The 26441-nt window shown below is 64.6% G+C and carries 30 protein-coding genes; 19 read left to right on the top strand and 11 right to left on the bottom strand.

Annotated elements, in window-relative coordinates; translation table 11 throughout:
- Positions 1-119 precede the first annotated feature (119 nt).
- The 7 genes from E5X34_RS30855 to hslV form a co-directional block, all read right to left on the bottom strand.
- Positions 120-1079, bottom strand: a complete 960-nt coding sequence (locus E5X34_RS30855) for a DUF1402 family protein (protein WP_292572823.1) — start codon at positions 1077-1079, stop codon at positions 120-122.
- A 190-nt stretch (positions 1080-1269) separates the two neighbouring features.
- The gene (locus E5X34_RS30850; protein WP_292572821.1) at positions 1270-1713 is read right to left on the bottom strand and encodes a type II toxin-antitoxin system VapC family toxin; all 444 of its coding nucleotides are present in this window, start codon (positions 1711-1713) and stop codon (positions 1270-1272) included.
- Entirely contained in the window at positions 1710-1949 is a 240-nt protein-coding gene (locus E5X34_RS30845) for a hypothetical protein (RefSeq protein WP_127303517.1), read from the bottom strand. The genes E5X34_RS30850 and E5X34_RS30845 overlap by 4 nt, the downstream gene beginning before the upstream one ends.
- Before the next feature lie 135 nt (positions 1950-2084).
- Positions 2085-3395 (bottom strand): ATP-dependent protease ATPase subunit HslU, encoded by a 1311-nt coding sequence (gene hslU, locus E5X34_RS30840; protein ID WP_128258550.1) that lies wholly within the window; start codon positions 3393-3395, stop codon positions 2085-2087.
- Between the two features lie 5 nt (positions 3396-3400).
- Positions 3401-4000, bottom strand: coding sequence for a DUF2585 domain-containing protein (locus tag E5X34_RS30835; protein ID WP_292572817.1), 600 nt, complete (start codon positions 3998-4000; stop codon positions 3401-3403).
- A 4-nt stretch (positions 4001-4004) separates the two neighbouring features.
- On the bottom strand, positions 4005-4529 hold the full coding sequence (locus tag E5X34_RS30830; protein ID WP_292572814.1) for a GNAT family N-acetyltransferase: 525 nt from the start codon (positions 4527-4529) through the stop codon (positions 4005-4007).
- A gap of 23 nt (positions 4530-4552) precedes the next feature.
- Positions 4553-5104 carry an ATP-dependent protease subunit HslV gene (hslV, locus tag E5X34_RS30825; protein WP_292572811.1) on the bottom strand — a complete coding sequence of 184 codons (552 nt, stop codon included), beginning with the start codon at positions 5102-5104 and terminating at the stop codon, positions 4553-4555.
- A 216-nt stretch (positions 5105-5320) separates the two neighbouring features.
- Between hslV and hisB the strand changes: the two genes are divergently transcribed.
- The 9 genes from hisB to coaA all read left to right on the top strand — a co-directional run bounded on the left by hisB (position 5321) and on the right by coaA (position 11111).
- Entirely contained in the window at positions 5321-5917 is a 597-nt protein-coding gene (gene hisB, locus E5X34_RS30820) for an imidazoleglycerol-phosphate dehydratase HisB (RefSeq protein ID WP_292572808.1), read from the top strand.
- A 3-nt stretch (positions 5918-5920) separates the two neighbouring features.
- On the top strand, positions 5921-6397 hold the full coding sequence (locus E5X34_RS30815) for a DUF2628 domain-containing protein (RefSeq protein ID WP_292572805.1): 477 nt from the start codon (positions 5921-5923) through the stop codon (positions 6395-6397).
- A gap of 1 nt (position 6398) precedes the next feature.
- Positions 6399-7049, top strand: a complete 651-nt coding sequence (gene hisH, locus E5X34_RS30810; protein WP_292572802.1) for an imidazole glycerol phosphate synthase subunit HisH — start codon at positions 6399-6401, stop codon at positions 7047-7049.
- Positions 7050-7051: 2 nt separating this feature from the next.
- The gene (locus tag E5X34_RS30805) at positions 7052-7342 is read left to right on the top strand and encodes a DUF1330 domain-containing protein (protein WP_292572799.1); all 291 of its coding nucleotides are present in this window, start codon (positions 7052-7054) and stop codon (positions 7340-7342) included.
- A gap of 3 nt (positions 7343-7345) precedes the next feature.
- On the top strand, positions 7346-8089 hold the full coding sequence (hisA, locus tag E5X34_RS30800; RefSeq protein WP_126080095.1) for a 1-(5-phosphoribosyl)-5-[(5-phosphoribosylamino)methylideneamino]imidazole-4-carboxamide isomerase: 744 nt from the start codon (positions 7346-7348) through the stop codon (positions 8087-8089).
- A complete protein-coding gene (locus tag E5X34_RS30795) occupies positions 8089-8928 on the top strand; it encodes an arginase family protein (protein ID WP_292572795.1) in 840 nt (279 codons plus the stop codon). Before hisA ends, E5X34_RS30795 begins: the two co-directional genes overlap by 1 nt.
- The gene (hisF, locus tag E5X34_RS30790; protein ID WP_292572792.1) at positions 8925-9719 is read left to right on the top strand and encodes an imidazole glycerol phosphate synthase subunit HisF; all 795 of its coding nucleotides are present in this window, start codon (positions 8925-8927) and stop codon (positions 9717-9719) included. The genes E5X34_RS30795 and hisF overlap by 4 nt, the downstream gene beginning before the upstream one ends.
- A gap of 72 nt (positions 9720-9791) precedes the next feature.
- Entirely contained in the window at positions 9792-10115 is a 324-nt protein-coding gene (locus E5X34_RS30785) for a phosphoribosyl-ATP diphosphatase (protein ID WP_292572790.1), read from the top strand.
- Positions 10116-10151: 36 nt separating this feature from the next.
- Entirely contained in the window at positions 10152-11111 is a 960-nt protein-coding gene (gene coaA / locus E5X34_RS30780) for a type I pantothenate kinase (protein WP_126063325.1), read from the top strand.
- Between the two features lie 127 nt (positions 11112-11238).
- Here coaA and E5X34_RS30775 read toward each other — a convergent pair whose 3' ends face one another.
- From E5X34_RS30775 to E5X34_RS30760, 4 genes are all read right to left on the bottom strand, one after another.
- Entirely contained in the window at positions 11239-12264 is a 1026-nt protein-coding gene (locus tag E5X34_RS30775) for a glycosyltransferase family 87 protein (RefSeq protein WP_292572788.1), read from the bottom strand.
- 256 nt (positions 12265-12520) lie between these two features.
- A complete protein-coding gene (locus E5X34_RS30770) occupies positions 12521-13138 on the bottom strand; it encodes an alpha-ketoglutarate-dependent dioxygenase AlkB (protein ID WP_292572786.1) in 618 nt (205 codons plus the stop codon).
- 91 nt (positions 13139-13229) lie between these two features.
- The gene (gene arfB / locus E5X34_RS30765) at positions 13230-13667 is read right to left on the bottom strand and encodes an alternative ribosome rescue aminoacyl-tRNA hydrolase ArfB (protein WP_127866806.1); all 438 of its coding nucleotides are present in this window, start codon (positions 13665-13667) and stop codon (positions 13230-13232) included.
- Positions 13668-13750: 83 nt separating this feature from the next.
- Positions 13751-15361, bottom strand: coding sequence for a phosphoenolpyruvate carboxykinase (locus E5X34_RS30760; protein WP_292572784.1), 1611 nt, complete (start codon positions 15359-15361; stop codon positions 13751-13753).
- Between the two features lie 341 nt (positions 15362-15702).
- On the opposite strand from E5X34_RS30760, the gene E5X34_RS30755 reads away from it, so the two are divergent.
- The 10 genes from E5X34_RS30755 to E5X34_RS30710 form a co-directional block, all read left to right on the top strand.
- Positions 15703-16404, top strand: a complete 702-nt coding sequence (locus tag E5X34_RS30755) for a response regulator transcription factor (RefSeq protein ID WP_095819116.1) — start codon at positions 15703-15705, stop codon at positions 16402-16404.
- Between the two features lie 129 nt (positions 16405-16533).
- A complete protein-coding gene (locus tag E5X34_RS30750; RefSeq protein ID WP_042637576.1) occupies positions 16534-18318 on the top strand; it encodes a sensor histidine kinase in 1785 nt (594 codons plus the stop codon).
- Between the two features lie 12 nt (positions 18319-18330).
- Positions 18331-18792, top strand: a complete 462-nt coding sequence (locus E5X34_RS30745; protein ID WP_292572781.1) for an HPr kinase/phosphorylase — start codon at positions 18331-18333, stop codon at positions 18790-18792.
- Positions 18793-18956: 164 nt separating this feature from the next.
- Positions 18957-19358 (top strand): PTS sugar transporter subunit IIA, encoded by a 402-nt coding sequence (locus E5X34_RS30740; RefSeq protein ID WP_027166957.1) that lies wholly within the window; start codon positions 18957-18959, stop codon positions 19356-19358.
- A complete protein-coding gene (locus tag E5X34_RS30735) occupies positions 19355-19651 on the top strand; it encodes an HPr family phosphocarrier protein (protein ID WP_095819113.1) in 297 nt (98 codons plus the stop codon). Before E5X34_RS30740 ends, E5X34_RS30735 begins: the two co-directional genes overlap by 4 nt.
- A 165-nt stretch (positions 19652-19816) precedes the next feature.
- Positions 19817-21217, top strand: a complete 1401-nt coding sequence (gene ahcY / locus E5X34_RS30730; protein ID WP_292572779.1) for an adenosylhomocysteinase — start codon at positions 19817-19819, stop codon at positions 21215-21217.
- A gap of 190 nt (positions 21218-21407) precedes the next feature.
- On the top strand, positions 21408-23987 hold the full coding sequence (locus tag E5X34_RS30725; RefSeq protein WP_292572777.1) for a PAS domain-containing sensor histidine kinase: 2580 nt from the start codon (positions 21408-21410) through the stop codon (positions 23985-23987).
- 10 nt (positions 23988-23997) lie between these two features.
- Entirely contained in the window at positions 23998-25509 is a 1512-nt protein-coding gene (tsaE, locus tag E5X34_RS30720; RefSeq protein WP_292572775.1) for a tRNA (adenosine(37)-N6)-threonylcarbamoyltransferase complex ATPase subunit type 1 TsaE, read from the top strand.
- Positions 25506-26228, top strand: coding sequence for a nucleotidyltransferase family protein (locus E5X34_RS30715; RefSeq protein WP_292572772.1), 723 nt, complete (start codon positions 25506-25508; stop codon positions 26226-26228). Before tsaE ends, E5X34_RS30715 begins: the two co-directional genes overlap by 4 nt.
- Positions 26225-26441: hypothetical protein (locus E5X34_RS30710; RefSeq protein ID WP_292572770.1), on the top strand; the 217-nt coding region annotated here is incomplete at its 3' end. The genes E5X34_RS30715 and E5X34_RS30710, both read left to right, overlap by 4 nt.

Here is a 26441-nt window from a genome sequence, read left to right as displayed (position 1 = left end):
ATCGGGGGAGAGGTGGCTCGGCGAAGCCGAGACGGAGTGGGGGTCGACCAGCGCCACATCAGACAATGCATACGCCAAGCTGTCATGCGCGCTATGACTTCGCGCTCGAAGCCCGGCGCCTAAAACAGCGCCTTCAGCTCGTCTAGCTTGTCGTTGACCAGCCAGCCGTAATAGTTCTCCTCGGGCAGCTTTTCCGGTTCGCCGGCGGCGCGGCGTCTGTCGTTCTCGGCCTTCAGCGCATAGGCACGCTGCTCGGGGTTGCCGACATTGTAGAGCGTGGCGGTAAGCCCCGGATTGTGGGAGATGTCGAAGCCGGCGATGCCGCGATAGGCGTCGATCGACTTCCGGATGGTCGCGGCAACGTAAGGCAGCGTCAGGTCCGGGTCCATGATGGTCTTATAGACCGCATTGGGATCCTCGACATCGAGCTTCGGCAGGCCGGAGACCTTGTGCACGAGATCACTCATCTGCAGCGCGGTCAGTGGGTTCAACTGGCCGAGACCGAAGGTCTGGCCGGCATAGTAGGGCTGGAAGAAGGTGGCGCCGAAGCGGTCGTTAGGGAAGCTCGTGCCGCCGACGGTCTTACCACGAAAGGCATGATTCCACACCTCCTCGCGGCATTCCCACAGATCGTAGCTGTCGTCCATGCCGGCGCATTTCTTGAATTCCGGCCGCTGGACGAAATCGCTGACATCCTCGCCCTCATAGGCAAAGGTAAGCTTGCTCGACAGATAGGACATCGCCTTGACGTAATAGGTCTGCAGCCGGTCATAGGCGTCGACATTGTAGGTATGCTCGCCGACGATGGCGCCGACGATATGCATCGGATCGATGCCGTAGGCAGCCGCCACCTTCCTGATCTTGCCGCGCAGCTCGGCATCGTTCTGCAGCAACGCGTAGACTTTCCGGTACTTGGCTTGGAAGGTGGTGTTGGTTGCCTGGGTACGCCGGCTGGACGCGCCCGGAATATCCGGCTGCACGGCGTTGCGATTGCCCGGAGGCACCATGGTCGCGGCATCGGCGATCGTCACCGCCGCCGCCAAAGCGATGCCCAGAAAAAGCAGGATATATTTCTTCATGCCGCCGCCTTTGAATTCGCGGCAAACTAGGAAAAGCGCACGACAGAGTCGAGAGAAGGCGCGGTCAAACCGGATCGAAAGGCGGCCAGATGGTACCATCTGGCCACACTGCAGGCTTGAGGTAAAGGACAGTGGTGAGGCGCCGTTGCGTTGCCGCCTGACAAGAGCCGGCGGGTATCGATCGACGGCATTAATTCGAACCGGCTGAGAGCTGCTCCAAGGTCACGCAGAGATTGGCGATTTCACGGGGAGCCTTCTGGTGCAGCACTCGTACAAGGCGTTCATCCGCGGTCACAAAGCGGCAGTTTCGGCTCATCGCAAGGCAGACATACATGCAGTCATAGGCCGGATGACCGATATCCGTCGCCAGTTCGGTCGCTTTGGCGAGCAATCCCCGCATGCCGAACAATTCGATATCGCTGCGTTCCAGCAAGCTTGCGGCCATCTTCGCCTCTTCGCGACTGACTTCACCGCGCTGGACCTTCTTCCAGAGAATGTTGGCGCACTCAACGATCAGCAGTTCCGGCGCCGCGAGGCGTCGACCATGCCGCAAGCCAAGCGCCAGAGACGTACCCTCCTCCTCGACCACCCATTTGACCGCGATGCTGGCGTCGACGACGAGCGTTTCCGTCACCGTTCGTCACGTCCTTCGCGCAGCAGCACTTCGGAGGGTGTCTGCTTTCGCTGCGCGGTGAGCAGCCGCAGCCGGGCCGCCAGTTCATCGAACGAGGGTTCGATCTCATTTTCCAGCGCCTGCCTGAGGATTTCACGGTGCTCGGCCTCAGCCGAGCGCCCATGCCGGGCGGCACGCATCTTCAGCTTGGCGATCAAATCGTCATCCAGATTGCGGACGTGCAGATTTCCGGCCATGCGCCTTCATGCTCTCATTGAGCCCAATGATAGCATTGGGCCAACATCCAATCAAGACGCGCGCTGGACGCGGCAGATATCCGTCCCGTGCGCCCAACGAGCAAGAGGAAGGACAGCTGCCGCCGGCGGCGGAGCCTACAGTATGAAGCGCGACAAGTCGGTGTTGCGCGATAGGTCGCCGACATGCTTCTCGACATAGGCGGCGTCGATGGTGACTGTCGTGCCGTTGCGGTCCGGCGCGTCGTAGGAGATCTCGTCCAGCACGCGCTCCATCACCGTCTGCAGGCGCCGCGCGCCGATATTCTCCACGCTGGCGTTGAGGTCGACGGCGATGCCGGCCAGCGAATCGATGGCGTCGTCGGTGAAGGTCAGCTCGACGCCCTCGGTCTTCATCAGCGCGATATACTGCTTGATGAGGCTCGCCTCGGTCTCGGTCAGGATGCGGACGAAATCCGACTTCTCCAGCGCGCGCAGCTCGACGCGGATCGGCAGACGGCCCTGCAGCTCGGGCAGCAGGTCGGACGGCTTGGACACGTGGAAGGCGCCCGACGCGATGAACAAGATATGGTCGGTCTTGATCGGCCCGTATTTGGTCGCGACGGTGGTGCCTTCGACCAGCGGGAGCAGGTCGCGCTGCACGCCTTCGCGCGACGGACCGCCCGAAATGTCGCTCCTGGCCGCGATCTTGTCGATCTCGTCGAGGAAGACGATGCCGTCATTCTCGGCCGATTCCAGGGCGCGGCGCACGACCTCGTCCTGGTCGAGCAGCTTGTCGGACTCGTCGTTGACGAGCAGCGCGTAGGAATCACGCACCGTCGTCTTGCGGGTCTTTGTCCTGCGGCCGCCCATCGCCTTGGACAGCATGTCGTTGATGTTGAGCACGCCGACATTGCCGCCGGGCATGCCGGGGATCTCGAAGCCTGGCATGCCGCCATTGCCGGTGTCGGCCACCTCGATCTCGATCTCCTTGTCGTCGAGCTCGCCGTCGCGCAGCTTCTTGCGGAAGCTGTCGCGCGTGGCCGGGCTCGCCGTCTTGCCGACGAGGGCTTCCAGCACGCGTTCCTCGGCATTGATCTGGGCGCGCGCGGCGACATCCTCACGCATCTTCTCGCGGGTCAGGCCGATGGCGACCTCGACGAGATCGCGCACGATCTGCTCGACATCGCGGCCGACATAGCCGACCTCGGTGAACTTGGTCGCCTCGACCTTGACGAAGGGCGCGCCGGCGAGCCGCGCCAGGCGGCGCGAGATCTCGGTCTTGCCGACGCCGGTCGGGCCGATCATCAGGATGTTCTTCGGCATCACCTCTTCGCGCATCTGGCCTTCCAGCTGCTGGCGGCGCCAGCGGTTGCGCAAGGCGATGGCCACGGCGCGCTTGGCGTCCTTCTGGCCGATGATGAAGCGATCGAGTTCCGAAACGATTTCGCGGGGAGAAAAGGTGCTCATATTACTCAAATTCCACTTTGCCACTGCCTGATGGACTCGAACGGATGCAGCAGCATGATCACGTTGAGCGTCAGATTGTCCCGGATGATGTAGCCCGTGCCGAGCTCGAAGATGAGCGCCAGGGCCACGATCACCCATATAGGTAGCTTTCGCGCCATCACAAATCCCAGCGCCATGAACAGCGTGTCGGACACCGAGTTGATGATCGAATCGCCGTAATAGTTCAGCGAGATGGTGCCGGCGCGGTAGCGCTCGATGATGAAGGGGCTGTTCTCCAGGATCTCCCAGCCGCCTTCGATGAGGACAGCGAAGGCGAGCCTCAAGCCCACCGGCGAGCGCGGGAACAGTGCCCAGGCGAGCGCATAGAACAGGAAGCCGTGGATGATGTGCGAGAAGGTGTACCAGTCGGCGATGTGCTGGGAATTCTCGGAGCTGTTGACCACGCCGTGCCAGAGCTTGACGTAGCCGCAGGTGCAGATCGGCGGATGCCCCATGCCGTACAGGGCGCCCGCCTGGAACACGATCAGAGCGAGCACGAGCAGCAGGCCCATGCGCCAGCTGTCTTCATAAGCGGAAAGCGTCTTGTCCTCTCCGGATGCGGTCATTTGCTCAGTCCCCCAGATTTTCATCGTCCTCGGCCGCATCGACGGCCATCAACACGATGTCGCCATATTGCGAATGCCTGCGGCCGATCGACCTGAAGCCGGCCTTCTCATAGGCGCGGATGGCGCGGCCATTGTCGGGATGCGGATCGATGATGACGCGCGGCGCGCCTTCCTCGAACAGCTCCTCGACGAACTGGCTCAGGATTGCCGAGCCATGGCCGACACCAACCAGCTCCGGCAGGCCGATCGTGAGATCGACGCCCAGCGTGCCGAAGGGCTGGTCGGCGTAAGGATGGTCGTCCTCCATATGCGGGTCATAGCTCTGCAGGTAGGCGATCGGCCTGCCGTCCAATTCGACAATCAGCGGCTCCACCGAGACCGAATCCATATGCTCGCGGATCTCGGCGATCTCCTTGTCCGGGTCGTCCCACCATTCAGCGACATGCGGCTCGCGCAGCCACCTGGCGATCATCGGCAGGTCCTTCTCGGTGACCGGCCGAAAATCGTAGCTATGCTGCTGGTTGGCCATGATCCTCTCCCCGATCATGGGCCTCAGGCGGCATCGAGCGTTTCGACCACGAAATTGTTGTTGGTGTAGACGCAGATGTCGGACGCGATCTGCATGGCCTTGCGGGCGATCTCCTCGGCGTCCTTGTCGGTGTCGATCAGCGCGCGGGCCGCGGCCAGGGCGTAATTGCCGCCGGAGCCGATGGCCATCACGCCATGCTCGGGCTCCAGCACGTCGCCATTGCCGGTCAGCGCCAGCGAGACCGACTTGTCGGCGACCAGCATCATGGCTTCCAGGCGGCGCAGGTAACGGTCGGTGCGCCAGTCCTTGGCGAGCTCGACGCAGGCGCGCGTCAGCTGATCGGGATATTGCTCGAGCTTGGCTTCGAGCCGCTCCAAGAGGGTGAAGGCGTCGGCGGTGGCGCCGGCGAAGCCGGCAATGACGCTGCCGCCCTTGCCGATGCGGCGCACCTTGCGGGCGTTGCCCTTCATGATGGTCTGGCCAAGGCTGACCTGGCCGTCGCCGGCGATCACGACCTTGTTGTCCTTGCGCACGCTGATGATGGTCGTGGCGTGCATGCTGAGTTCATTCGACATTTTTGGCTCCGATGCGCGCTATCCCTTGAAAGGCGATTGGCGCGGTACGAGTGAGTTGGATCGGCCATATGTATGCACATGGCGAACGATTGCAAACCGCCGTCCGACAAGGCCGAATAGCGGCCGGAATGGAAACTGGCAATCGCCGGATCATGCTGATAGAAGGCTCTCGTTTTCAAGCCCGGAGCCTCCGCGCGGGGCAATAAGGACAGGACGATGACGCGTTCGGCCGAAGTCAGCCGCAAGACCAAGGAAACCGAGATTTCGGTCTCCGTCCATGTCGACGGCAAGGGCAAAGCCGACATTTCGACCGGCGTCGGCTTCTTCGACCATATGCTCGACCAGCTGTCGCGCCACTCGCTGATCGACATGACCATCAAGGCCAAGGGCGACCTGCATATCGACGACCACCACACGGTCGAGGATACCGGCATCGCGATCGGCCAGGCGTTGAGCAAGGCGCTGGGCGAGCGGCGCGGCATCATGCGCTACGCCTCGATCGAGCTTGCCATGGACGAGACGCTGACCCGCGCGGCGATCGATGTGTCCGGCCGGCCCTTTCTGGTCTGGAACGTCGCCTTCTCGTCGCCGAAGATCGGCACGTTCGACACCGAGTTGGTGCGCGAGTTCTTCCAGGCCCTGGCGCAGAATGCCGGCATCACGCTGCATGTGACCAACCATTACGGCGCCAACAACCATCACATCGCCGAAACCTGCTTCAAGGCGGTGGCGCGTGCGTTGCGCGCAGCGATCGAGCCCGATCCGCGCCAGCCCGATGCGGTGCCGTCCACCAAGGGATCCCTGAAAGGATAGGCCATGGCGGTCTATGTTGTGATGACGCCGCCGGCGGGCAGCACGAAGGCCGAGGATACGACTTTCGTGCGCGACGGCTTCACCTGGCTCGGCTTCCTGTTTTCGCCGCTGTGGCTGGCCTGGAACCGGCTCTGGATGGCGGCCGTGCTGACCTTCATCGTCATGGCGCTCCTGTCGGCGACCGGTGAGAAGCTGGGGCTCGAATGGGCCGGATCGATGCTGTCGCTGCTGGTCTCGCTTTACATTGGCTTCGAAGGACAGAATTTACGCGTCGCTTCGCTGCGCCGGCGCGGCTGGCGCGAATGGGGCGTGGTCGAGGCCGGCAATCTCGCTGATGCCGAGACGCGCCATGCGCTCGAAACCGGCGAGGAGAGCGAGGAGCAGCCGGCCCTGCCGCGCATCGTGCCGGACGCGTCGCTGGCGCGCCCGCCACAAACCGGCATGGCGCTCGGCCTGACCCATACGCCTGGAAGGCCCTGACATGCGGGTAGCCATCATCGACTACGGCTCGGGCAATCTGCGCTCGGCCACCAAGGCCTTCGAACGCGCGGCGCGCGAGGGAGGCATCGCCGCGACGATCGAGCTGACGGCCGATGCCGGGCGGGTGCGTTCCGCCGACCGCATCGTGCTGCCGGGCGTCGGCGCCTATGCCGATTGCGCCGCCGGCCTGCACGCGGTGCCAGGCATGTGGGAGGCGGTCGAGGAAGCGGCGCTTCGTAAGGGGCGGCCGTTCCTCGGCATCTGCGTCGGCATGCAGCTGATGTCGCAACGCGGGTTGGAAAAGACCATCACCGAGGGGCTCGGCTGGATCGCCGGCGACGTCAAGGAGATCAAGCCCTCCGATCCGGCGCTGAAGATCCCGCAGATCGGCTGGAACACGATCGAGCTTACGCGCGAGCACCCGCTGTTTTCCGGCATCGAGACGGGTCCGAAAGGGCTGCACGCCTATTTCGTGCATTCGTACCACCTAGAAGCGAAGAATCCGGGCGAGGTGCTGGCGGTTGCCGACTATGGCGGCCCGGTGACAGCCGCGGTCGCCCGCGACAACCTCGCCGGCACGCAGTTCCATCCCGAGAAGAGCCAGGCGCTCGGTCTGGCGCTGATCACCAATTTCCTGAAATGGAGGCCCTGAAAATGAGCAGGAAGGGCTATTGGATGGCGATGATCGATGTCCGCGATCCGGACGTCTACAAGCAGTATATCGAAGCGAATGCCGTCGCCTTCGCGAAATACGGAGCGAAATTCGCGGTCCGCGCGGGCCGCTACGAGAGCCCTGAAGGACCGACCGGCAACCGTCACGTGCTGGTGGAGTTCGAGTCCTACGACAAGGCAATCGAATGCTATCATTCGCCTGAGTATCAGCATGCCTCGAAATTCCGGCTCGCCGCTTCGACCGGTCATTTCGTCATCGTCGAGGGCGCCTGACGCATGATCCTGTTTCCAGCCATCGACCTCAAGGACGGCAAATGCGTGCGCCTGAAACACGGCGACATGGCCACCGCCACGATCTACAATGACGACCCCGCCGCGCAGGCACGGGCCTTCGAGGACCAGGGCTTCGAGTGGCTGCATGTCGTCGACCTCAACGGCGCCTTCAAGGGCCAGAGCGTCAACAGCGCCGCGGTCGGGGCTATCCTCAGGGCGACGAAGAACCCGGTGCAGCTCGGCGGCGGCATCCGCACCTTGCCGCAGATCGAAGATTGGCTGGACCGCGGCCTGACGCGCGTCATCCTCGGCACCGTGGCGGTGCGCGAGCCGGAGCTGGTCAAGGAAGCCTGCAAGGCTTTTCCGGGAAAAATCGCCGTCGGCATCGACGCCAAGGGCGGCAAGGTGGCCGTCGAGGGCTGGGCCGAAGCCTCCGAGCTCGGCGTCATCGAGCTGGCCAGGAAATTCGAGGGCGCCGGCGTTGCCGCCATCATCTACACTGACATCGACCGGGACGGCGTGCTGACCGGCATCAACTGGGATTCGACCATCGACCTCGCGGAAGCGGTTTCCATTCCCGTGATCGCATCCGGCGGCCTCGCCTCGATTGCCGACATCGTGCGCATGACCATGCCCGACGCGCAAAAACTCGAAGGCGCGATCTCCGGCCGCGCCCTATATGACGGACGTATCGACCCGGCCGAGGCACTGGCGATCCTGCGCGGCGAGCGGGCGGAGGCAGAATAGTGAACATCTCGATCATCCTGGCATCCTATGACAGCGGCCACTTCCACGGTGGCTGCGGCCAGGGCCCGGACGCGCTCATCTCGGGCGGGCTGGCCGAGGCGCTGAAGCTCGCCGGCCACGACGTCGAGGTGAACGACATCGGCAAGGTGGTCGAGGACGAAGAAGAGCGCGAGATCGGCACCGGATTTGCCGTCTGCAACGCCGTTTCAGGCGAGGTCCGCATGGCGCTGGACAAGAAGCGGTTTCCGATCGTGCTGGCCGGCAACTGCCTGACCGCCGCCGGCGCCGTGGCGGGCGCAGGCGCCGACGCCATCATCTGGGCCGACCAGCATGGCGACCTCAACACGCCGGAGACCACCACCACCGGGTTCCTCGACGGCATGGCGCTGGCCACGGTGCTCGGCCTCTGCTGGCGATCGATGGCGGCGCAGATCCCCGGCTTCAAGCCGGTCGATCCGTCACGCAGCGTCCTCGTCAACGCGCGCGACCTCGACGCCGCCGAAAAGGAACTGCTGGAGAAGCTGCCGGTCATCCGCACCGAATGCCCCGACTGGAAGGCTGCTGCGCAACGGCTGAAGGCTGACGGTGCCAAGCGGGTGCACATGCATGTCGACCTCGACGTGCATGACCCCGAGAAGCTGCAGGCCAACCGCTACACCACGCCCGGCGGCCCAGCGCCGGAGCAGGTGCGCATGGCGATGTGCGGCCTCGCCGGCCCGCTCACCCTCGCGGGGCTCACCATTTCCGCCTATGATCCGGCCTTCGACCCCAAGGGCGACGTGCCGCCGCTGGTCGGCGAGCTGGTGGTCGACCTGCTGTCCACCCTGGAAAGCAAGTGATGCTGAAAGCCCGCGTCATCCCCTGCCTGGACGTCAGGAACGGCCGCGTGGTCAAGGGCGTCAATTTCGTCGACCTCATCGACGCCGGCGATCCGGTCGAAGCCGCCAAGGCTTATGATGCCGCGGGCGCCGATGAGCTGTGCTTCCTCGACATCACCGCCTCGTCGGACAATCGCGAGACGATCTTCGACGTGGTCGCCCGGACGGCCGAGCAATGCTTCATGCCGCTCACCGTCGGCGGCGGCGTGCGCCAGGTGGCCGATATCCGCAAGCTGCTTCTGGCCGGCGCCGATAAGGTGTCGATCAACACGGCAGCGGTGAGGAACCCGGATTTCGTCACGGAAGCCGCCGACAAGTTCGGCAACCAGTGCATTGTCGTGGCCATCGACGCCAAGAAGGTTTCGGCGGCCGGCGAGGCCGACCGCTGGGAGATCTTCACCCATGGCGGGCGCGAGAAGACGGGCATCGACGCGGTCGACTTCGCCGCACGCATGGTCGATCGCGGCGCCGGCGAGATCCTGCTGACCTCGATGGACCGCGACGGCACGAAGGCCGGCTACGACGTCGCGCTGACCCGCGCCGTCGCCGACGCGGTGCGCGCGCCGGTCATCGCTTCGGGCGGCGTCGGAACGCTCGATCACCTGGTCGAAGGCATACGCGACGGCCATGCGGGCGCCGTGCTTGCCGCCTCGATCTTCCACTTCGGCACCTACTCGATCGCCGAGGCCAAGGCATACATGGCCAAGGCCGGCCTGCCGATGCGGCTGGACTCGGCCGCCCAGCGGGCTTAAAGCATGAACCCGCAAGGTTGGGGACCGGTTTTCGGAAAAGATCATGCTTAAACAAGCAGATAGATGACGGACATGGCTCAATTTTCGCTCGCCGAGCTGGAAACGATCATCCATCAGCGCGCCCATTCCGGCGACCCGGACTCATGGACGGCGAAACTGTTCGCCAAGGGCATGGACAAGGCGGCGCAGAAGCTTGGCGAGGAGGCTGTGGAAGCGGTGATCGCCGCCATCCGCGGCGACAGGCAGGCCCTCGTTTCGGAAAGTGCCGATCTTCTGTATCATTGGCTGGTCGTGCTCGGCATCGCGGGCGTTCCGTTGGACGACGTGCTCAAGGAGCTCGAGGGCCGCACCGGCCGCTCGGGGGTTGCCGAAAAGGCGTCCCGCCCCCGGGTTTGACGCCCGGGGCAGACGGCGAGGAGGGCAGGAAACCCGATGGACCAGCTGACTCCGACCGAGAAGTATTCCCCTTATCGTTTCTTCTCCGCCGAGCAATGGTCGCAGTTCCGCGCCGACACGCCGCTGACGCTGACCGAAGACGAGATCGCCCGCCTGCGCTCGCTCAACGACCCGGTCGACCTCGAAGAGGTCAAGCGCATCTACCTGTCGCTTTCCCGCCTGCTCTCGGCTCATGTCGAGGCGAGCCAGCTGCTGTTCAGGCAGCGCCAGGCCTTCTTCAAGGCGCAGGACATCGTCAAGACGCCTTTCATCATCGGCATCGCCGGTTCGGTCGCGGTCGGCAAGTCGACCACGGCACGCGTGCTGAAGGAGCTTCTGGCGCGCTGGCCATCGAGCCCCAAGGTCGATCTCATCACCACCGACGGCTTCCTGCTGCCCAACGAGATTCTGCGCCGCGAGAACCTCATGGAGCGCAAGGGATTTCCCGAGAGCTACGATGTCGGCGCACTGCTAAGGTTCCTGTCCGGCATCAAATCGGCGCAAGGCAGCGTGCGCGCGCCGGTCTACTCGCACCTGACCTATGACGTCATCCCCGGCGAGTTCGTCACCATCGACCGTCCCGACATTCTGATCTTCGAAGGCATCAACGTGCTGCAGCCGGGCAAGCTGCCGAAGGACGGCAAGATCGTGCCGTTCTTGTCAGACTTCTTCGATTTCGCCATCTATATCGATGCCGACGAGAAGCTGATCCACCAATGGTACATCCAGCGCTTCATGCGGCTGCGCGAGACCGCCTTCCGCAATCCGGACTCGTTCTTCCACCGCTATTCGCAGCTTTCCGAGGACGCCGCGCGCGCCATCGCCGAGGGGCTGTGGGCCAACATCAACCTGAAGAACCTGCGCGAGAACATCCTGCCGACCAGGGCGCGGGCCGACCTGATCCTGCGCAAGGGCGCCAACCACCTGATCGAGGAAGTGGCGCTGAGGAAGCTTTGAGGCCGCGCCACGATCCAATCTGGATCGCTGAAAATCCGGGACGCGGCAACGCAGGGTCTCTTCCTTGCGCAATGCCGGACGGAAGATCGCCGGGGCAATTGCCCCAGATCGGTTGCGCCTTGAGCCGCTATGCCAGCGACGGCCTTGCGGAGATTTCAGCCTTCCGGCTTCCCGTCCATATCGTAAACAGCATCCACGCGGCGAGAAACAATGGCACCAGGACAGCAACGCAATATCCGCCCCAGGTGAAGTAATGCGTGACGAAAGGCCAGAGCCAGCAAATCGCGAGTATCAGCCGGGGCGGCCTTGACGTCATCGCGGCCAGCATGGCGACCGCGACGGCCAGACCGATCGTGTCGTAGGTATAGCCGTAGGGCGTGGCAAGGATCGCAAGGACAGCGGTCAGCGCCACGCGCTCCTGATGCGAGACCTGGGGCCCCGGCCGCCAGAGCCAGACCGCTACCGCGATGGAAACGACGGTCGCGATCGCCTGCACGCCATAGGCCGCGGCCAGCCCCAAGCCGATCGCCCTCGCCGTGAAGAACACCGTTATCGCATTGTACTGATAAGGCTGCGGATAAGGCGCCTCCATGATCGCCGTCATCAAGGGACGGGTTTCGGTCAGGAACAGCCGCCAGACATCGAAGCCAAAGAACAGGCCGGTGATGAGGACGACCGCCACCGTGGTGACGATGGCGGCGAAAATGGCTCGCCAGTTGCCGCTGGCGAGCAGGCAGAAAGGCACGAGAATACCAAGATGCGGCTTGATGGTCAGAAGGCCGAACAGAACTCCGGCCAGCAACGGGCGCCTTGGGGCCACGGCAAGACCTCCGATCAACAAGGCCGTCGTCAGCGCGCCGTTCTGACCGAATATCGAGTTCCAGATAACGGCGGGGCTGAGGACGACCGCCAGTTCCACCAGCGCTCCGAGCTTCAGCGGCCGGATTGCCAGCCACAGACACAGAACGGTCCCGAACGTCCAGACCAGATACGCAGGCAGGATCGGCAGGGTCGCGAGCGGGACGCCGAGCAAGAGGATGTTCGGCGGATAGCTCCATTCCTGATTTTGGAGTTCGGGCGAGAACATGGTGCGGAGTGCCGCGCGGTAGGCATCGACATCGAAAAGCACGGCGACGTGGCCGTCGATCGCCATGCGGGAACCAGCCCAGAGATTCGTGAAATCCCAGTAAGCAAGCCTGTGCGAAAGTTCGGAAAATCCTCTGCTGTCGAGGTTCCACAACATGCGCAGATAGACTTCGGCCATCGAGAGACCGATCATCGATACGACCGTGACGATAGCCACGTCCAAGAGGCTTCGGGTCCTGATCCAGCTCGGTTCCATGGCGATCTCGATTTGGGCAATCGCGCTTGTAGCGCGGGTGTCCTTAAAATCGCGTTGCCCCAGAACATCAGCCAGGCACCGTCACCCGCCGCAGCGTCAGATTGATGCGGCCACCATTCTTCAACAGCGCCGATGTCGCGGGATAGATGCGGTCGACGCCATGGAAGGCGAGGCGCCCCTCGCCGCCGAGCACGACGACGTCGCCGCTCTTCAGCCTGAACGATTTGGTGCCGCCTTCGCGCGTGTTCTGGCCGACCCGGAACAGGCAGTCGTCGCCCAGCGAGACCGACACAACGGGCGCGTCAAAATCCTGCTCGTCGCGGTCCTGGTGCAGACCCATCCTGGCGTCCGCCGCATAGAAGTTGACAAGACAGGCCTCGGGCGGATGCGGGTAGGCCGCAACCTCGCGCCACAGTTTCAGCAAGGCTTCGGGGATCGGCGGCCAAGGCTCGCCCGTCACCGGATGCGTCGGCTGGTAGCGATAGCCGCGCTCCTTGTCGGTCACCCAGCCGAGCGCGCCGCAATTGGTCATGCGCACGCTCATCTCCTTGCCGGTGCGCGGCATGGCGGGCACGTAGAGGGGTGCTGCTTGCACCACGCGCCTAATCTCCTCGACCAGCGTTTCCTGCGCGGGGCGGTCTATGTAGCCCGGCATATGGCGGACGCCTTTCGGCAGAACGAGCATGGATCGATCCGATCAATTGGCCCGAGAGCATGCCACTGAAGGAACAGTTCCGCGACCCGAAAACGGCCGCTCGCTTTCCAGTATGCTGTTCTCAGTCGCTGTCGACCCGGCCGCGCAGCTTCTTCACCGTCGACCGGCCCGCCTTGCTCTTGAGGCGGCGCTCCACGGCGCCTTTGGATGGCCTCGTCTTCTTGCGCGGCGGCGGTGGCGGCTCGGCCGCCTTGGCGACCAGCGCGGTCAGGCGCGCCCGCGCATCGGCGCGGTTCTGCTCCTGCGTGCGGAACCGGCCGGCCTCGATGACGATGACGCCGTCCTTGGTGGCGCGCTGGCCGGCAAGCTTGATCGCGCGGGCGCGGACCCGCTCGCTAAGCCCCGAAGCGTTCGCCGCGTCGAAGCGCAGCTGCACCGCAGTGGCCACCTTGTTGACGTTCTGGCCGCCGGGACCGGAGGATCGGATGAAATCCTCGTGCAGGTCGCCCGGGTGGATAACCGCTTCGCCGCTTATGATGATGTCATCGTCGCTCGCCATGCATGCACTCATGCCGCGATGGTCGCAAAAAGAAAAGGCCCGGTGTGAACCGGGCCCGGAAAGCAAGGCCACCGAGGCGGCGGCTATTCCGCCGCTTCCTGCAGTCGCGGCGCGGCGCCGAGGATGGTCGCGTCGACATGGCGTTCGAACTTCTCGAAATTGGTCGCGAACATGTTGACCAGCTTCGAGGCCTGGCGGTCGTAGCCGGCCTTGTCCGTCCAGGTCGAGCGCGGGTCGAGGATGGCGCCGTCGACGCCCGGAACCGCCACCGGCACCTCGAAGCCGAAATTGGCGTCGGTGCGGAACTCGGCCGACTTCAAGGAACCGTCGAGCGCGGCGCCCAGAAGGGCACGCGTCACCTTGATCGGCATGCGGCGGCCGGTGCCGTAGGCGCCGCCGGTCCAGCCGGTGTTGACCAGCCAGCAATCGACCTTGTGCTCGGCGATCAGCTCGCGCAGCAGATTGCCGTATTCCGAGGGATGACGCGGCATGAAGGGTGCACCGAAGCAGGTCGAGAAGGTCGCTTCCGGCTCGGTGACGCCCTTTTCCGTGCCGGCGACCTTGGCGGTGTAACCGGAAAGGAAGTGATACATCGCCTGCGCCGGGGTCAATCTCGCGATCGGCGGCATCACGCCGAAAGCATCGGCGGTCAGCATGATGATGTTCTTCGGATGGCCGGCGCGGCCGGTCTTCGAGGCGTTGGGGATGAAGTCCAGCGGATAGGCGCAGCGCGTGTTCTCGGTGAGGCTGCCGTCGTTGAAATCCGGCACGCGGCCGGCATCGAGCACGACATTCTCCAGCACCGTGCCGAAGCGCTGCGTGGTGGCGAAGATCTCCGGCTCGGCCTCGGCCGACAGCCTGATCGTCTTGGCGTAGCAGCCGCCCTCGAAATTGAAGACGCCGTGCGGGCCCCAGCCATGCTCGTCGTCGCCGATCAGCGTGCGCGACGGATCCGCCGACAGCGTCGTCTTGCCGGTGCCGGACAGGCCGAAGAACACCGCCGCGTCGCCGGCCGGGCCTTCATTGGCGGAACAGTGCATGGGCATCACGCTCTTTTGCGGCAGCAGGTAGTTCAGCATGGTGAATACCGACTTCTTCATCTCGCCGGCATAGGATGTGCCGCCGATCAGCACGATCTTGCGGATCAGGTCGACGGCGATCACCGTTTCGGTGCGGGTGCCGTGGCGCGCCGGATCGGCGCGGAACGACGGCAAATCGATGATCGTCATGTCGGGGAGGAAGCGCTCGAGCTCCGCGGCTTGCGGGCGGATCAAAAGGTTGCGGATGAAAAGCGAGTGCCAGGCAAATTCGGTGACGACCCGGGTCGGCAGCTTGAGGTCGGCGTCGGCGCCGCCGACCAGGTCCTGAACATAGAGATCCTTGTCCGCCGCGTGGGCGCGGAAGTCGAAAAGCAGCGACTCGAACTGGGCGGGCGAGATCGCCTTGTTGTTGTCCCACCAGACATGCGGCTCGGTCGCCTCGTCGCGCACGACGAATTTGTCCTTCGGCGAACGCCCGGTGTGCTGGCCGGTCTCGGCGACCAGCGCGCCCTGCGCCGTCAACCTCGCCTCGCCGCGCCGGATCGCTTCCTCGTAGAGTTCAGCCGCGCCGAAATTGTAGCGCACCATGCCCGTGGTCTTCAGGCCGATCGCGTCAATAGCGCAGTCGGGGTTGCGTTTGCCGGCTTCCGACATCAAATTTCCTCTCTGGATTTGGGCCCATAGGGCGGGTGATTTCCCGCAGCTCGCGCCGGGGCTGCCAGGTTCAGAACCAGAAAAGGTAAATGATATCAAATCATTAATCGATTTAAAAAATTTGAAAGTTGTTTAAATCGTTTAGATGTGCAAAATATCACGGAAGTTGCCCCAAGGATTGGCAGACTTCAATCGTCCAATCCCGTTATGGGTGCGATGGTGTGTAGCGGCAGGCCACCCGTGACTTCGGACACGGCTCGTGCCACATTTTGTACCCAATTTGTCCTGCAAAAGCCCCTTCTCGACGACAGAAGGGACAGCTCATGAGGGAGCCGCTTGAAATGGCAACAATCGCGCTTGTCGACGACGATCGCAACATCCTGACCTCGGTGTCGATCGCGCTCGAATCCGAGGGCTACCGGGTCGAAACCTACACCGACGGCGCGTCGGCGCTGGAAGGCCTGGCGGCGCGGCCGCCGAACCTCGCCATCCTCGACATCAAGATGCCGCGCATGGACGGCATGGAGCTGTTGCGCCGCATGCGCCAGAAATCGGACCTGCCGGTGATCTTCCTGACGTCGAAGGACGACGAGATCGATGAATTGTTCGGCCTCAAGATGGGCGCCGACGACTTCATCCGCAAACCCTTCTCGCAGCGGCTCCTGGTCGAGCGCGTGCGGGCGGTGCTGCGCCGGACCAGCGCCCGCGAGGCGGCGGCCAAGGCGCCCGCCCAGCAGGCCCGCTCGCTGGAACGCGGCCAGCTGGTGATGGACCAGGAACGCCATACCTGCACCTGGAAGGGCGAGCCGGTGACGCTGACGGTGACCGAGTTCCTCATCCTGCATTCGCTGGCGCAGCGCCCCGGTGTGGTGAAAAGCCGTGATGCGCTGATGGATTCGGCCTATGATGAGCAGGTCTATGTCGACGACCGCACCATCGACAGCCACATCAAGCGGCTGCGCAAGAAGTTCAAGGCCGTCGACGACGACTTCGAGATGATCGAAACCCTTTACGGAGTCGGGTACCGGTTCCGCGAAGCTTGAGGTCGTGAATGGTAAATAGTGAATGGTGAATGGTCCGCGGGTCCTTTATGGACCTCGCCTCATGTTAGGCGCCCATTTTTCCATTCACCATTTACCATTCACTATTCACCAAACAGGGCCTGCTATTCGATGGCAGTGGAAGTAGAGCGAGGCAGACGGGCGGGCGCGGCAAGGCGTCCGCCGCGGATCGTGCCCGCCTTCGTGTCTAGAATCACGGTGCCGATGCGCCGGTTTCTCGGCCATCACATCTTCTCCAGCCTGACGCGGCGCATCCTGTTCCTCAACCTGGCCGGCCTTGCCGTGCTGGTGACCGGCATCCTCTACCTCAACACCTTTCGCGACGGACTGATCGACGCCCGCGTCGAGAGCCTGATGACGCAGGGCGAAATCATCGCCGGCGCGATCGCCGCCTCGGCCACGGTGGAAACCGATTCGATCAGCATCGACCCGGAAAAACTGCTCGAGCTGCAGGCCGGCGAGAGCCTGGGGCCCGGATCGGACCAGCTCGACAATCTGGATTTCCCGATCAACCCCGAACGCGTCGCGCCGGTGCTGAGACGGCTGATCTCGCCGACGCGCACCCGCGCCCGCATCTATGACCGCGACGCGAACCTCCTGCTCGATTCCCGGCATCTCTATTCGCGCGGCCAGATCCTGCGCTACGACCTGCCGCCCGTCGACGACGAACAGCCCGGCCTCGTGGAGCGGGTCGAGAAGTTCATCTTCGACTTCTTCCGCAACAAGGACCTGCCCGTCTATCACGAGCAGCCCGGCGGCAATGGCGCGGCCTTTCCAGAGGTGGTCAAGGCGCTGACCGGCAGCCCTTCGACCATCGTGCGGGTGAGCGAGCAGGGCGAGCAGATCGTCTCCGTCGCGGTGCCGATCCAGCGTTTTCGCGCCGTGCTGGGTGTGCTGATGCTGTCCACCGAGGGCGGCGACATCGACAAGATCGTCGCGGCCGAGCGCAAGGCGATCCTGCGCGTGTTCGGCGTCGCGGCGCTGGTCACCGCGATCCTCTCGATGCTTCTGGCGTCCACCATCGCCAATCCGCTGCGGCGGCTTTCCGCCGCGGCCGTCAGGGTGCGGCGCGGCGTCAAGAACCGCGAGGAGATCCCGGACTTTTCCGACCGGCAGGACGAGATCGGCAATTTGTCCATCGCCGTGCGCGACATGACCAATGCGCTTTACGCGCGCATCGAGGCGATCGAAAGCTTCGCCGCCGACGTCTCGCACGAATTGAAGAACCCGCTGACGTCGCTGCGCAGCGCGGTCGAGACGCTGCCCTTGGCGAAGAACGACACGTCTCGCGCGCGTCTGATGGAGATCATCCAGCACGACGTGAAGCGGCTCGACCGGCTGATCACCGACATCTCCGACGCCTCCCGTCTCGACGCGGAGCTGGCGCGCGAGGACGCCGGAACCGTGGACCTGAAGAAGTTCATCACCGATCTGGTCGCGGTCTCGCGCGAGACCACGCGCAACAAGAAGGCCGTCGAGATCGAGCTCAAGGTGGCCAAGCTGCCGGCCGGCGCCAAGGGCTATTTCGTTGTCGGCCATGATCTGAGGATCGGCCAGGTCATCACCAACCTGATCGAGAACGCGCGCTCCTTCGTGCCCGACGAGCACGGCCACATCGCGATCTCATTGGCGCGCGCCGGCAAGTTCAACATCATCACCGTTGACGACAACGGCCCGGGTATCCGGGCCGAGAACATCGACCGCATCTTCGAGCGCTTCTACACCGACCGGCCGGCCGGTGAGGCGTTTGGCCAGAATTCCGGCCTCGGGCTGTCAATCAGCCGCCAGATCGTCGAGGCGCATGGCGGCACGCTGACGGCCGAAAACATCCCCGGCACCAAGCCCGGCGAGATCAAGGGCGCGCGCTTCGTGGTGACGCTGCCGGCGGAAGGCTGACGCTAGCCGAACATGCCGGACACCGCCGCGAAGCCCCTGAATATCCACGGGACGGTCATCCTGATCGGCGAGCGCGGCGTGCTGATCACCGGGCCGTCCGGCGCCGGCAAGACGACGCTGGCGCTGGCGCTCCTCGATCATTGCCGCACCCGGGGCATGTTTTCCCGGCTGGTCGGCGATGACCAGCTGTTCGCCGCCGCGCATGGCGGGCGGCTGGTGTGCCGCGCGCCGGCAAGCATCGCCGGACTCTGCGAGGTGCACGGCATCGGACCGCGGCCGTTGGCCTTCGAGCCGGCCGCCGTGATCGACCTTGTCGTTCGGCTGGTCGAGCCGGCCGCCATGGCGCGGCTGCAGGACGAAGCCACCGAGACGATCGAGGGTTGCCGGCTGCCCCGCATCGACATCGCCCGGCAAAATGTCACCGCCGCGCTGCCCATGCTGATGGCCCGGCTGGCGATCCAGCCTTTTTCATGATCCGGCCGGGGTTTTTTGCTGCGATGCGTCAAAATGGCCCAAGCCGCCGCAATTTTGGGCTTGTCAACCGGCCGTGCGTCGACAAGATAGCGCTCCCGCCGCCTGGAATGGCTGGCGAACATAATATACGCCTGTGAAGCGGCGATGACGGGAGCCACCAGAGAATGATCGGACTCGTGCTCGTGACGCACGGTCAACTCGCCACCGAGTTCCGGCATGCCGTAGAACATGTCGTCGGGCCGCAAGACAATTTCGAAACCGTGGCGATCGGCGCCGACGACGACATGGAGCAGCGCCGAGCCGACATCGTCGATGCGGTGGCGCGCGTCGACACCGGCGCCGGCGTCATCGTGCTCACCGACATGTTCGGCGGCACGCCGTCCAACCTCGCCATCTCTGTCATGGAATCCGGCCGCACCGAGGTGATCGCCGGCATGAACCTGCCAATGCTGATCAAGCTCTCCTCGATCCGCAAGGGCGACAACATGGCCGCCGCGCTCGACGAGGCCCAGGCGGCGGGCCGCAAATACATCAATGTCGCCAGCCAGCTCCTGAGCAGCAAATGAACGCATCGGCGCCGCAGACGGACGAGGTTGTGCGGGAGTTCCCGATCATCAATCAGCGCGGCCTGCACGCGCGCGCTTCAGCGAAATTCGTCCAGGTCGCCAGCGGCTTCAATGCCACCATCCATGTCGAGAAGGACGGCGTGAAGGTCGGCGGCACCTCGATCATGGGCCTGATGATGCTGGCGGCGAGCCCGGGCTATTCGATCCGCGTGATCGCCAGCGGCCCGGAAGCCGTGCCGGCCATGGACGCGCTGGAGCAGCTGGTCGCTTCGCGCTTCGGCGAGGAAATCTAGTCCCCGGCCTCACATTTCGCGCCTCGAAGATATGCGCGCATAAAGATTTCTTTATGTCCCATTGTCGTATGGCGACCGATCTGCTAGTCAGGCCGGCAACCGCGCCCTTCCATGCGCCTCACGGCGCCGGCGCGCATTGAGAAAAAATCACACCGGAGCACTGCCATGACGGGTAGCAAGGACTATGTGGTCGCCGACATCTCGCTTGCCGACTGGGGCCGCAAGGAGATCGAGATCGCCGAAACCGAAATGCCGGGCCTGATGGCCTGCCGCGAGGAGTTCGGCGCCAAGCAGCCGCTCAAGGGCGCGCGCATTACCGGCTCGCTGCACATGACCATCCAGACGGCGGTGCTGATCGAGACGCTGAAGGCGCTGGGCGCCGACATCCGCTGGGCATCGTGCAACATCTTCTCGACGCAGGACCATGCGGCCGCGGCGATCGCCGAGGCCGGCATCCCGGTGTTCGCCATCAAGGGCGAGTCGCTGCAGGACTATTGGGATTACACCGACCGCATCTTCCAGTGGACCGATGGCGGCACCTCCAACATGATCCTGGACGATGGCGGCGACGCCACCATGTACATTCTGCTCGGCGCGCGGGCAGAGGCCGGCGAGGACGTGTTGTCCAATCCCGGCAGCGAGGAGGAAGAGATCCTGTTCGCGCAGATCAAGAAGCGCCTGAAGGCCTCGCCCGGCTTCTTCACCAAGCAGCGCGAAGCGATCCGCGGCGTCACCGAGGAAACCACCACCGGCGTCAACCGCCTCTACCAGTTGCAGAAGAGAGGCCTGCTGCCCTTCCCGGCGATCAACGTCAATGATTCCGTCACCAAGTCGAAGTTCGACAACAAATATGGCTGCAAGGAATCGCTCGTCGACGGCATCCGCCGCGGCACCGACACGATGATGGCCGGCAAGGTCGCGGTGGTGTGCGGCTATGGCGACGTCGGCAAGGGCTCGTCGGCCTCGCTGCGCGGCGCCGGCGCCCGCGTCAAGGTCACCGAGGTCGACCCGATCTGCGCGCTGCAGGCGGCGATGGACGGCTTCGAGGTGGTGACGCTGGAAGACGCCGCCCCGATGGCCGACATCGTCATCACCACCACCGGCAACAAGGATGTCGTCACGCTCGACCACATGCGCGCGATGAAGGACATGGTGATCGTCGGCAATATCGGCCACTTCGACAACGAGATCCAGGTGGCGTCGCTGCGCAACCTGAAATGGACCAACGTCAAGCCGCAGGTCGACCTGATCACCTTCCCGGACGGCAAGCGGATGATCCTTCTCTCCGAGGGACGCCTGCTCAACCTCGGCAACGCCACCGGTCATCCGAGCTTCGTCATGTCGGCCTCGTTCACCAACCAGGTGCTGGCGCAGATCGAGCTGTTCACCAAGCACGGCCAGTACCAGAACCAGGTCTATGTGCTGCCCAAGCATCTCGACGAGAAGGTGGCGCGGCTGCATCTCGACAAGCTCGGCGCCAAGCTGACCGAGCTCTCCGGCGAGCAGGCCGCCTATATCGGCGTGACGCCACAGGGCCCGTATAAGCCGGAACACTACCGCTATTAACCAAAGCGAAATTATCTACCAGATATTGAAGCCGGGTGGTTGACTTTCCGCCCGGCTTTATTTTTTGCGCCAATGATTCTTCACGCCGATTCCGGCAGGCGTTATTGTTGTGATTCGCGGTCCGGGGACATGTTGGGCCGGGGACGCATTCAGGGCGGTCTTGCATTCAAGCGGCGAAGAGGACCAAGACATGCCGGGGGATTACCCGCCAAGCGCGGGAAAGGCCGTTTCCGGCGGCCATGAGGATTCGAACGAAGCCGGCCCCGCCGTGAACGGCGGCGGTTTTCGCGCCGGTGCGCGGCAGGCCTTGCTTCTTGCCACCTCGGCGCTTGCCAGCCCGCTGCTCGCCTTTGCCGCGCGCGCCGACACAAGCCTTCCGGGAAAGGCCGCGGCGCCGGTCAGCACCGTCGAGGTCATGCAGCTCGCCATGTTCGTCGGGGTGATGGGCGCGGCGCTTGTCTCGGCCATCTTCCTGATCCGCGAACGCGGGCGCACCGCCGCGCAGAATGTCCAGCTCAGGGCCCGCATCGCGGACGTCAATGCGGCGCTGCAGCGTTCCGAGGCGCTGCTCAACCTGCGCGACCAGCGGCTGATCGTCTGGGCCACGGACAACAAGAAACCCGAACTCATCGGCAGCCTGCCGTTGGAAAGCGGCGCGCCCGACGACAGGTCCGCCTTCCTGGCCTTCGGCCGCTGGCTGATGCCGCGCTCGGCGGCGGCGCTGGAACACGCGGTCGCCGCGCTGCGCGAGCAGGCAAAGGCCTTCGATCTGGTCATCGAAACGCAGGCCGGCGTGCCGCTGGAAGTGCATGGCCGCAAAAGCGCGGCGCATGTCTTGGTGCGCTTCGTCTCACTGTCGGAGACACTGCGCAGCCAGGCCAGGCTGAAGATCGAGAACCAGCGGCTCAGCGCCGACCACGACACCATGATCGGCCTGCTCGACGCATTGAAGATGCCGGCATGGCTGCGGTCAGCGGACGGCCGATTGCAATGGGTCAACCGCGCCTATGCCGAAGCGGTGGAGGCAGAAAGCCCGGGCGCGGCCGTGCGCGAGGCCAAGGAATTCCTCGGTGGCCAAGCGCGCGAGCAGATCGCCGAGCAGCACAAGACGCGCGCGGTCTTCGAACAGACGCTTTCCACCGTGATCGATGGCGACCGCCGCATGTTCGCGGTCACCGACTTCGCCGGCGCCGACGGCTCGGCGGGGCTTGCCTGCGACACAAGCGCGGCAGAGACGATCCGGGCCGAATATGAGCGGACCGTGCGCAGCCATGCCGACACGCTCGACCAGTTGAACACCGCGGTGGCGATCTTCGACACCGAGGAAAAGCTGCGTTTCTTCAACCAAGCCTTCCAGAAGCTGTGGGGCCTCGACTCGGGCTTCCTGCTCAGCGCGCCCTCCAACACGCTGCTGCTCGATCGGCTGCGCTCGGAAGGCAGGATCGCCGAGCAGCCGGAATGGCGGCGCTGGAAGGAGAACCTGCTCAGCGCCTATCGCGCGGTCGAATCGCAGGAGCACTGGTGGCACCTGCCGGACGGCAAGACGATCCGCGTGGTGGCGAACCCGCAACCGAAGGGCGGCGTCACCTGGGTGTTCGAGAACCTGACCGAGAAGATGGATCTCGAAAGCCGCTACCAGACCGCCGTGCGGGTGCAGGGCGAGACGCTGGACAACCTCGCCGAAGGCGTGGTCGTGTTCGGCCCGGACGGACGGCTGCGCCTGTCCAACCCGGCCTTCGTCGCGCTGTGGGGGCTGACGGCGGAAGCGGTCAAGCCCAATGTCCATGTCTCGGCGATCCGCGACCTGTGCGACCAGCGCGCCGCGAACAGCCCGTGGGGCGGCTTCGTCGCCGCCGTCACCGGATTCGACGACGAGCGCCGCGACCGCCGCGGCCAGATCGAGCTCGTCAACGGCAACGTGCTGAGCTACGCGGTGATCCACCTGCCCAACGGCCAGGTGATGATCACCTTCGTCGACGTCACCGACACCGTCAATGTCGAGCGGGCGCTGAAGGACAGGAACGAGGCGCTGGAGAAGTCCGACCAGCTGAAGAACGAATTCGTGCAGCACGTGTCCTACGAGCTGCGCTCGCCGCTGACCAACATCATCGGCTTCACCGAGCTTCTGTCGCTGCCCGCGACCGGGCCGCTGACGCCGAAGCAGCGCGAATATGTCGAGCATGTCGGTTCGTCGTCATCGGTGCTGCTGACCATCGTCAACGACATTCTCGACCTGGCCACCGTAGATGCCGGCATCATGCAACTCGACATTTCCGAGATGAACATCGACCGGACGATCGCCGCGGCCGCCGAACTGGTCGCCGACCGGCTGGACGAGCACCGGATCAAGCTCGCGATCGATGCGGCGCAGGCGCCGGCGAGCTTCCACGGCGACGAGATACGCATCCGCCAGATACTCTACAATTTGCTCAGCAACGCGGCGAATTATGCGCCGGAGGCAAGCACGATCCGGCTCACCTGCCGGCGGCTGGCCGACAGCGTCGAGTTCTCGGTGCACGATGACGGCCCCGGCATGCCGCCGGACGTGCTGGAATCGGTCTTCCGTCGCTTCGAGCCGCGCGCCAATGGCGGACGGCGGCGCGGCGCCGGGCTGGGACTCTCGATCGTCAAGAGCTTCGTCGAGCTGCATGGCGGAACCGTGCGCATCGAGACCGGCCAGGACAGGGGCACCACGGTGATCTGCACCTTCCCTGACAAGCCGTCCGGAATCCCGGATACGCCGGCCGGCATCCGCGACGCGGCCGAGTAGCGCGGCCTATATGACAGGGATGGTGCTGGAGCGTTTTCTCGCCGATGAGGCGGCAACGGCAAGGCTTGGCGAGGATCTCGCCATGGCATTGCGTGCAGGCGACGCGATCGCGCTCAAAGGCGATCTCGGCGCCGGCAAGTCGACGCTGGCCCGCGCGCTGATCCGGGCGCTGGCCGACGACGTCAATCTCGAGGTGCCGAGCCCGACCTTCACGCTGGTACAGAGCTACGAGACGCGCGTCCCCGTCCACCATTTCGACCTCTATCGGCTTTCCGCGCCGGACGAGCTCGACGAACTCGGGCTTGACGATGCTCTCAGCCAAGGCACGGCGCTGATCGAATGGCCGGAACGGGCTGCAGAACGCTTGCCTGTAGATACGCTGTGGGTCGATCTCGCCGAACATGGCGAAGGCCGCGTGGCGCGGTTGTCGGGACAGGGACCGGCCTATGATCGCGCGGCGCGGTCGCTGGCCACGCGCGATTTCTTGGCCTCGGCCGGATGGGGCGAAGCCAGCCGCCGCCATTTCGTCGGCGATGCCTCCGCCCGCTCCTACGAGATCGTGTCGCTGCCCGGCCAGGCGCCGCGCGTGCTGATGAACTCACCCCGCCTGGTGCTCGGGCCGCCGGTGCGCGACGGCAAGCCCTATGCGGTGATCGCCCATACGGCTCAATCCGTCGCCGCCTTCGTCGCCATAGACAAGGCGCTGCTGGCGAACGGGGTCAGCGTGCCGGTGATCCATGCCCAGGACCTCGACCGGGGCTTTCTGCTCCTCGAGCATCTCGGCTCCGAAGGCTTCTTGAGCGGCAACGGCCAACCCATCGCCGAACGCTACGAAGCGGCGGCCGAGCTGCTTGCCATGATGCATGGCAAGACTTGGCCCACGCGCATGGAGGCGGCGCCCGGCGTGTTCCACGACGTGCCGCCTTTCGATCGCGACGCCATGCTGATCGAAGCCGATCTCCTGGTTGACTGGTATGTGCCTTGGATCACCGGCGGTCCGGCAAACGACGTGTTGCGGGCCGGCTATCACAAGGAATGGAACGCGGTGCTCGACCGCCTCGCGGGCAGCGAATACACGCTGATGCTGCGCGATTTCCATTCGCCCAACATCATCTGGCGTGCAGAGCGATCGGGCCTCGACCGGCTCGGCATCGTCGACGTCCAGGATGCGCTGATCGGCCCCGCCGCTTATGACGTCGCCTCCCTGGCCATGGACGCACGCGTCACCGTCTCGCCCGAGATCGAGCGGCGGACGGTCACCGCCTATGTCGCGGCGCGGCATGCCGCCGCCGCCTTCGATGAAGCCGCTTTCGCCGAGGCCTATGCGATCATGGCGGCGCAACGCAATTCGAAAATCCTCGGAATCTTCGTGCGGCTCGAAAAGCGCGACGGCAAGCCTTACTATCTGAAGCACCTGCCGCGCATCCGCGACTATCTGAGGCGGGCGCTGGCGCATCCGGCGCTGGCTGGCCTGAAGGAATTCTACATGGCCCACGGCCTGCTCGAGGAACGGGTCCCATGAAACCGACGACGGCGATGGTGCTGGCGGCCGGACTCGGCAAGCGCATGCGGCCGATCACCGAGACGATGCCGAAGCCGCTGGTGAAGATCGCCGGCAAGACCTTGCTCGACTGGGGCCTGGACAGCCTGGAAGCCGCGGGCATCGCCAAGGCGGTGGTCAATGTGCACTATCTGCCCGAGCAGATCGTCGCCCATGTCGCCGGACGCAGCGCGCCGAAGATCGTCATCTCCGACGAGCGCGAGGCCCTGCTGGAATCGGCGGGCGGCATCGTCAAGGCGCTGCCGCTCTTGGGCAGCGAGCCCTTCTACATCATCAATGCCGATACCTTCTGGATCGACAGCGGCAAACCCAGCCTCGAGCGTCTCGCCCTTGCATGGGACGCCGCCAGAATGGATATTCTGCTGATGCTTACCGATCTCGACTCAGCGACCGGGCATTGCGTCGGCACCGATTTCCTAGTGGCGCAGGACGGCGTGCTCACGCGCTCGAAGGGTGATCCGGCGGGCCTGATCTATGCCGGCGCCGCCATCATCCATCCTCGCATCTTCAAGGACGCGCCCACGGGCTCGCATTCGCTCAATGTCTATTTCGACAAGGCGATCGCCGCCGGGCGCCTGTTCGGCATGAAGATGAACGGGCGCTGGATCACCGTCGGCACGCCGGACGCGATATCTGCCGCTGAAGCGGCTGTGGCCGGCGCGCTCGCGAAAGCGATATGAGCGGCGCGCGCCGCGTCCTTTCCATCCCGCCCGGAGCGCCGTTCCTGCCGACGCTCGCAGAGGCGTTACTCGATGGACGCCTGATCCCCGGCTTCCGCTTCGACGGCGAGCCGCTGGCGCTGGCCGACGCCACCATCTATGTGCCGACCCGGCGCGCGGCGCGGGCGCTGCGCGGCGCCTTCGTCGACATTCTCGGTCAACGCTCGGCCATCC

The sequence above is a fragment of the Mesorhizobium sp. genome (assembly GCF_004963255.1).
Classification (GTDB): domain Bacteria; phylum Pseudomonadota; class Alphaproteobacteria; order Rhizobiales; family Rhizobiaceae; genus Mesorhizobium.
Note: the sequence above shows the minus strand (reverse complement) of the source record. Positions and strands in the feature narration are given on the sequence as shown.

Coding starts and splice junctions, on each gene's coding strand:
- E5X34_RS30845 (WP_127303517.1), bottom strand. CDS start 1,949: ATGGCCGGAAATCTGCACGTCCGCAATCTGGATGACGATTTGATCGCC.
- E5X34_RS30745 (WP_292572781.1), top strand. CDS start 18,331: ATGCCGGACACCGCCGCGAAGCCCCTGAATATCCACGGGACGGTCATC.
- E5X34_RS30855 (WP_292572823.1), bottom strand. CDS start 1,079: ATGAAGAAATATATCCTGCTTTTTCTGGGCATCGCTTTGGCGGCGGCG.
- hisH (WP_292572802.1), top strand. CDS start 6,399: ATGCGGGTAGCCATCATCGACTACGGCTCGGGCAATCTGCGCTCGGCC.
- hisA (WP_126080095.1), top strand. CDS start 7,346: ATGATCCTGTTTCCAGCCATCGACCTCAAGGACGGCAAATGCGTGCGC.
- E5X34_RS30760 (WP_292572784.1), bottom strand. CDS start 15,361: ATGTCGGAAGCCGGCAAACGCAACCCCGACTGCGCTATTGACGCGATC.
- hslU (WP_128258550.1), bottom strand. CDS start 3,395: ATGAGCACCTTTTCTCCCCGCGAAATCGTTTCGGAACTCGATCGCTTC.
- coaA (WP_126063325.1), top strand. CDS start 10,152: ATGGACCAGCTGACTCCGACCGAGAAGTATTCCCCTTATCGTTTCTTC.
- E5X34_RS30715 (WP_292572772.1), top strand. CDS start 25,506: ATGAAACCGACGACGGCGATGGTGCTGGCGGCCGGACTCGGCAAGCGC.
- arfB (WP_127866806.1), bottom strand. CDS start 13,667: ATGGCGAGCGACGATGACATCATCATAAGCGGCGAAGCGGTTATCCAC.
- ahcY (WP_292572779.1), top strand. CDS start 19,817: ATGACGGGTAGCAAGGACTATGTGGTCGCCGACATCTCGCTTGCCGAC.
- E5X34_RS30735 (WP_095819113.1), top strand. CDS start 19,355: ATGAACGCATCGGCGCCGCAGACGGACGAGGTTGTGCGGGAGTTCCCG.
- E5X34_RS30775 (WP_292572788.1), bottom strand. CDS start 12,264: ATGGCGATCGACGGCCACGTCGCCGTGCTTTTCGATGTCGATGCCTAC.
- hisB (WP_292572808.1), top strand. CDS start 5,321: ATGACGCGTTCGGCCGAAGTCAGCCGCAAGACCAAGGAAACCGAGATT.
- E5X34_RS30755 (WP_095819116.1), top strand. CDS start 15,703: ATGGCAACAATCGCGCTTGTCGACGACGATCGCAACATCCTGACCTCG.
- E5X34_RS30805 (WP_292572799.1), top strand. CDS start 7,052: ATGAGCAGGAAGGGCTATTGGATGGCGATGATCGATGTCCGCGATCCG.
- E5X34_RS30785 (WP_292572790.1), top strand. CDS start 9,792: ATGGCTCAATTTTCGCTCGCCGAGCTGGAAACGATCATCCATCAGCGC.
- E5X34_RS30835 (WP_292572817.1), bottom strand. CDS start 4,000: ATGACCGCATCCGGAGAGGACAAGACGCTTTCCGCTTATGAAGACAGC.
- E5X34_RS30750 (WP_042637576.1), top strand. CDS start 16,534: ATGGCAGTGGAAGTAGAGCGAGGCAGACGGGCGGGCGCGGCAAGGCGT.
- E5X34_RS30770 (WP_292572786.1), bottom strand. CDS start 13,138: ATGCTCGTTCTGCCGAAAGGCGTCCGCCATATGCCGGGCTACATAGAC.
- E5X34_RS30815 (WP_292572805.1), top strand. CDS start 5,921: ATGGCGGTCTATGTTGTGATGACGCCGCCGGCGGGCAGCACGAAGGCC.
- tsaE (WP_292572775.1), top strand. CDS start 23,998: ATGACAGGGATGGTGCTGGAGCGTTTTCTCGCCGATGAGGCGGCAACG.
- E5X34_RS30740 (WP_027166957.1), top strand. CDS start 18,957: ATGATCGGACTCGTGCTCGTGACGCACGGTCAACTCGCCACCGAGTTC.
- hslV (WP_292572811.1), bottom strand. CDS start 5,104: ATGTCGAATGAACTCAGCATGCACGCCACGACCATCATCAGCGTGCGC.
- E5X34_RS30830 (WP_292572814.1), bottom strand. CDS start 4,529: ATGGCCAACCAGCAGCATAGCTACGATTTTCGGCCGGTCACCGAGAAG.
- E5X34_RS30725 (WP_292572777.1), top strand. CDS start 21,408: ATGCCGGGGGATTACCCGCCAAGCGCGGGAAAGGCCGTTTCCGGCGGC.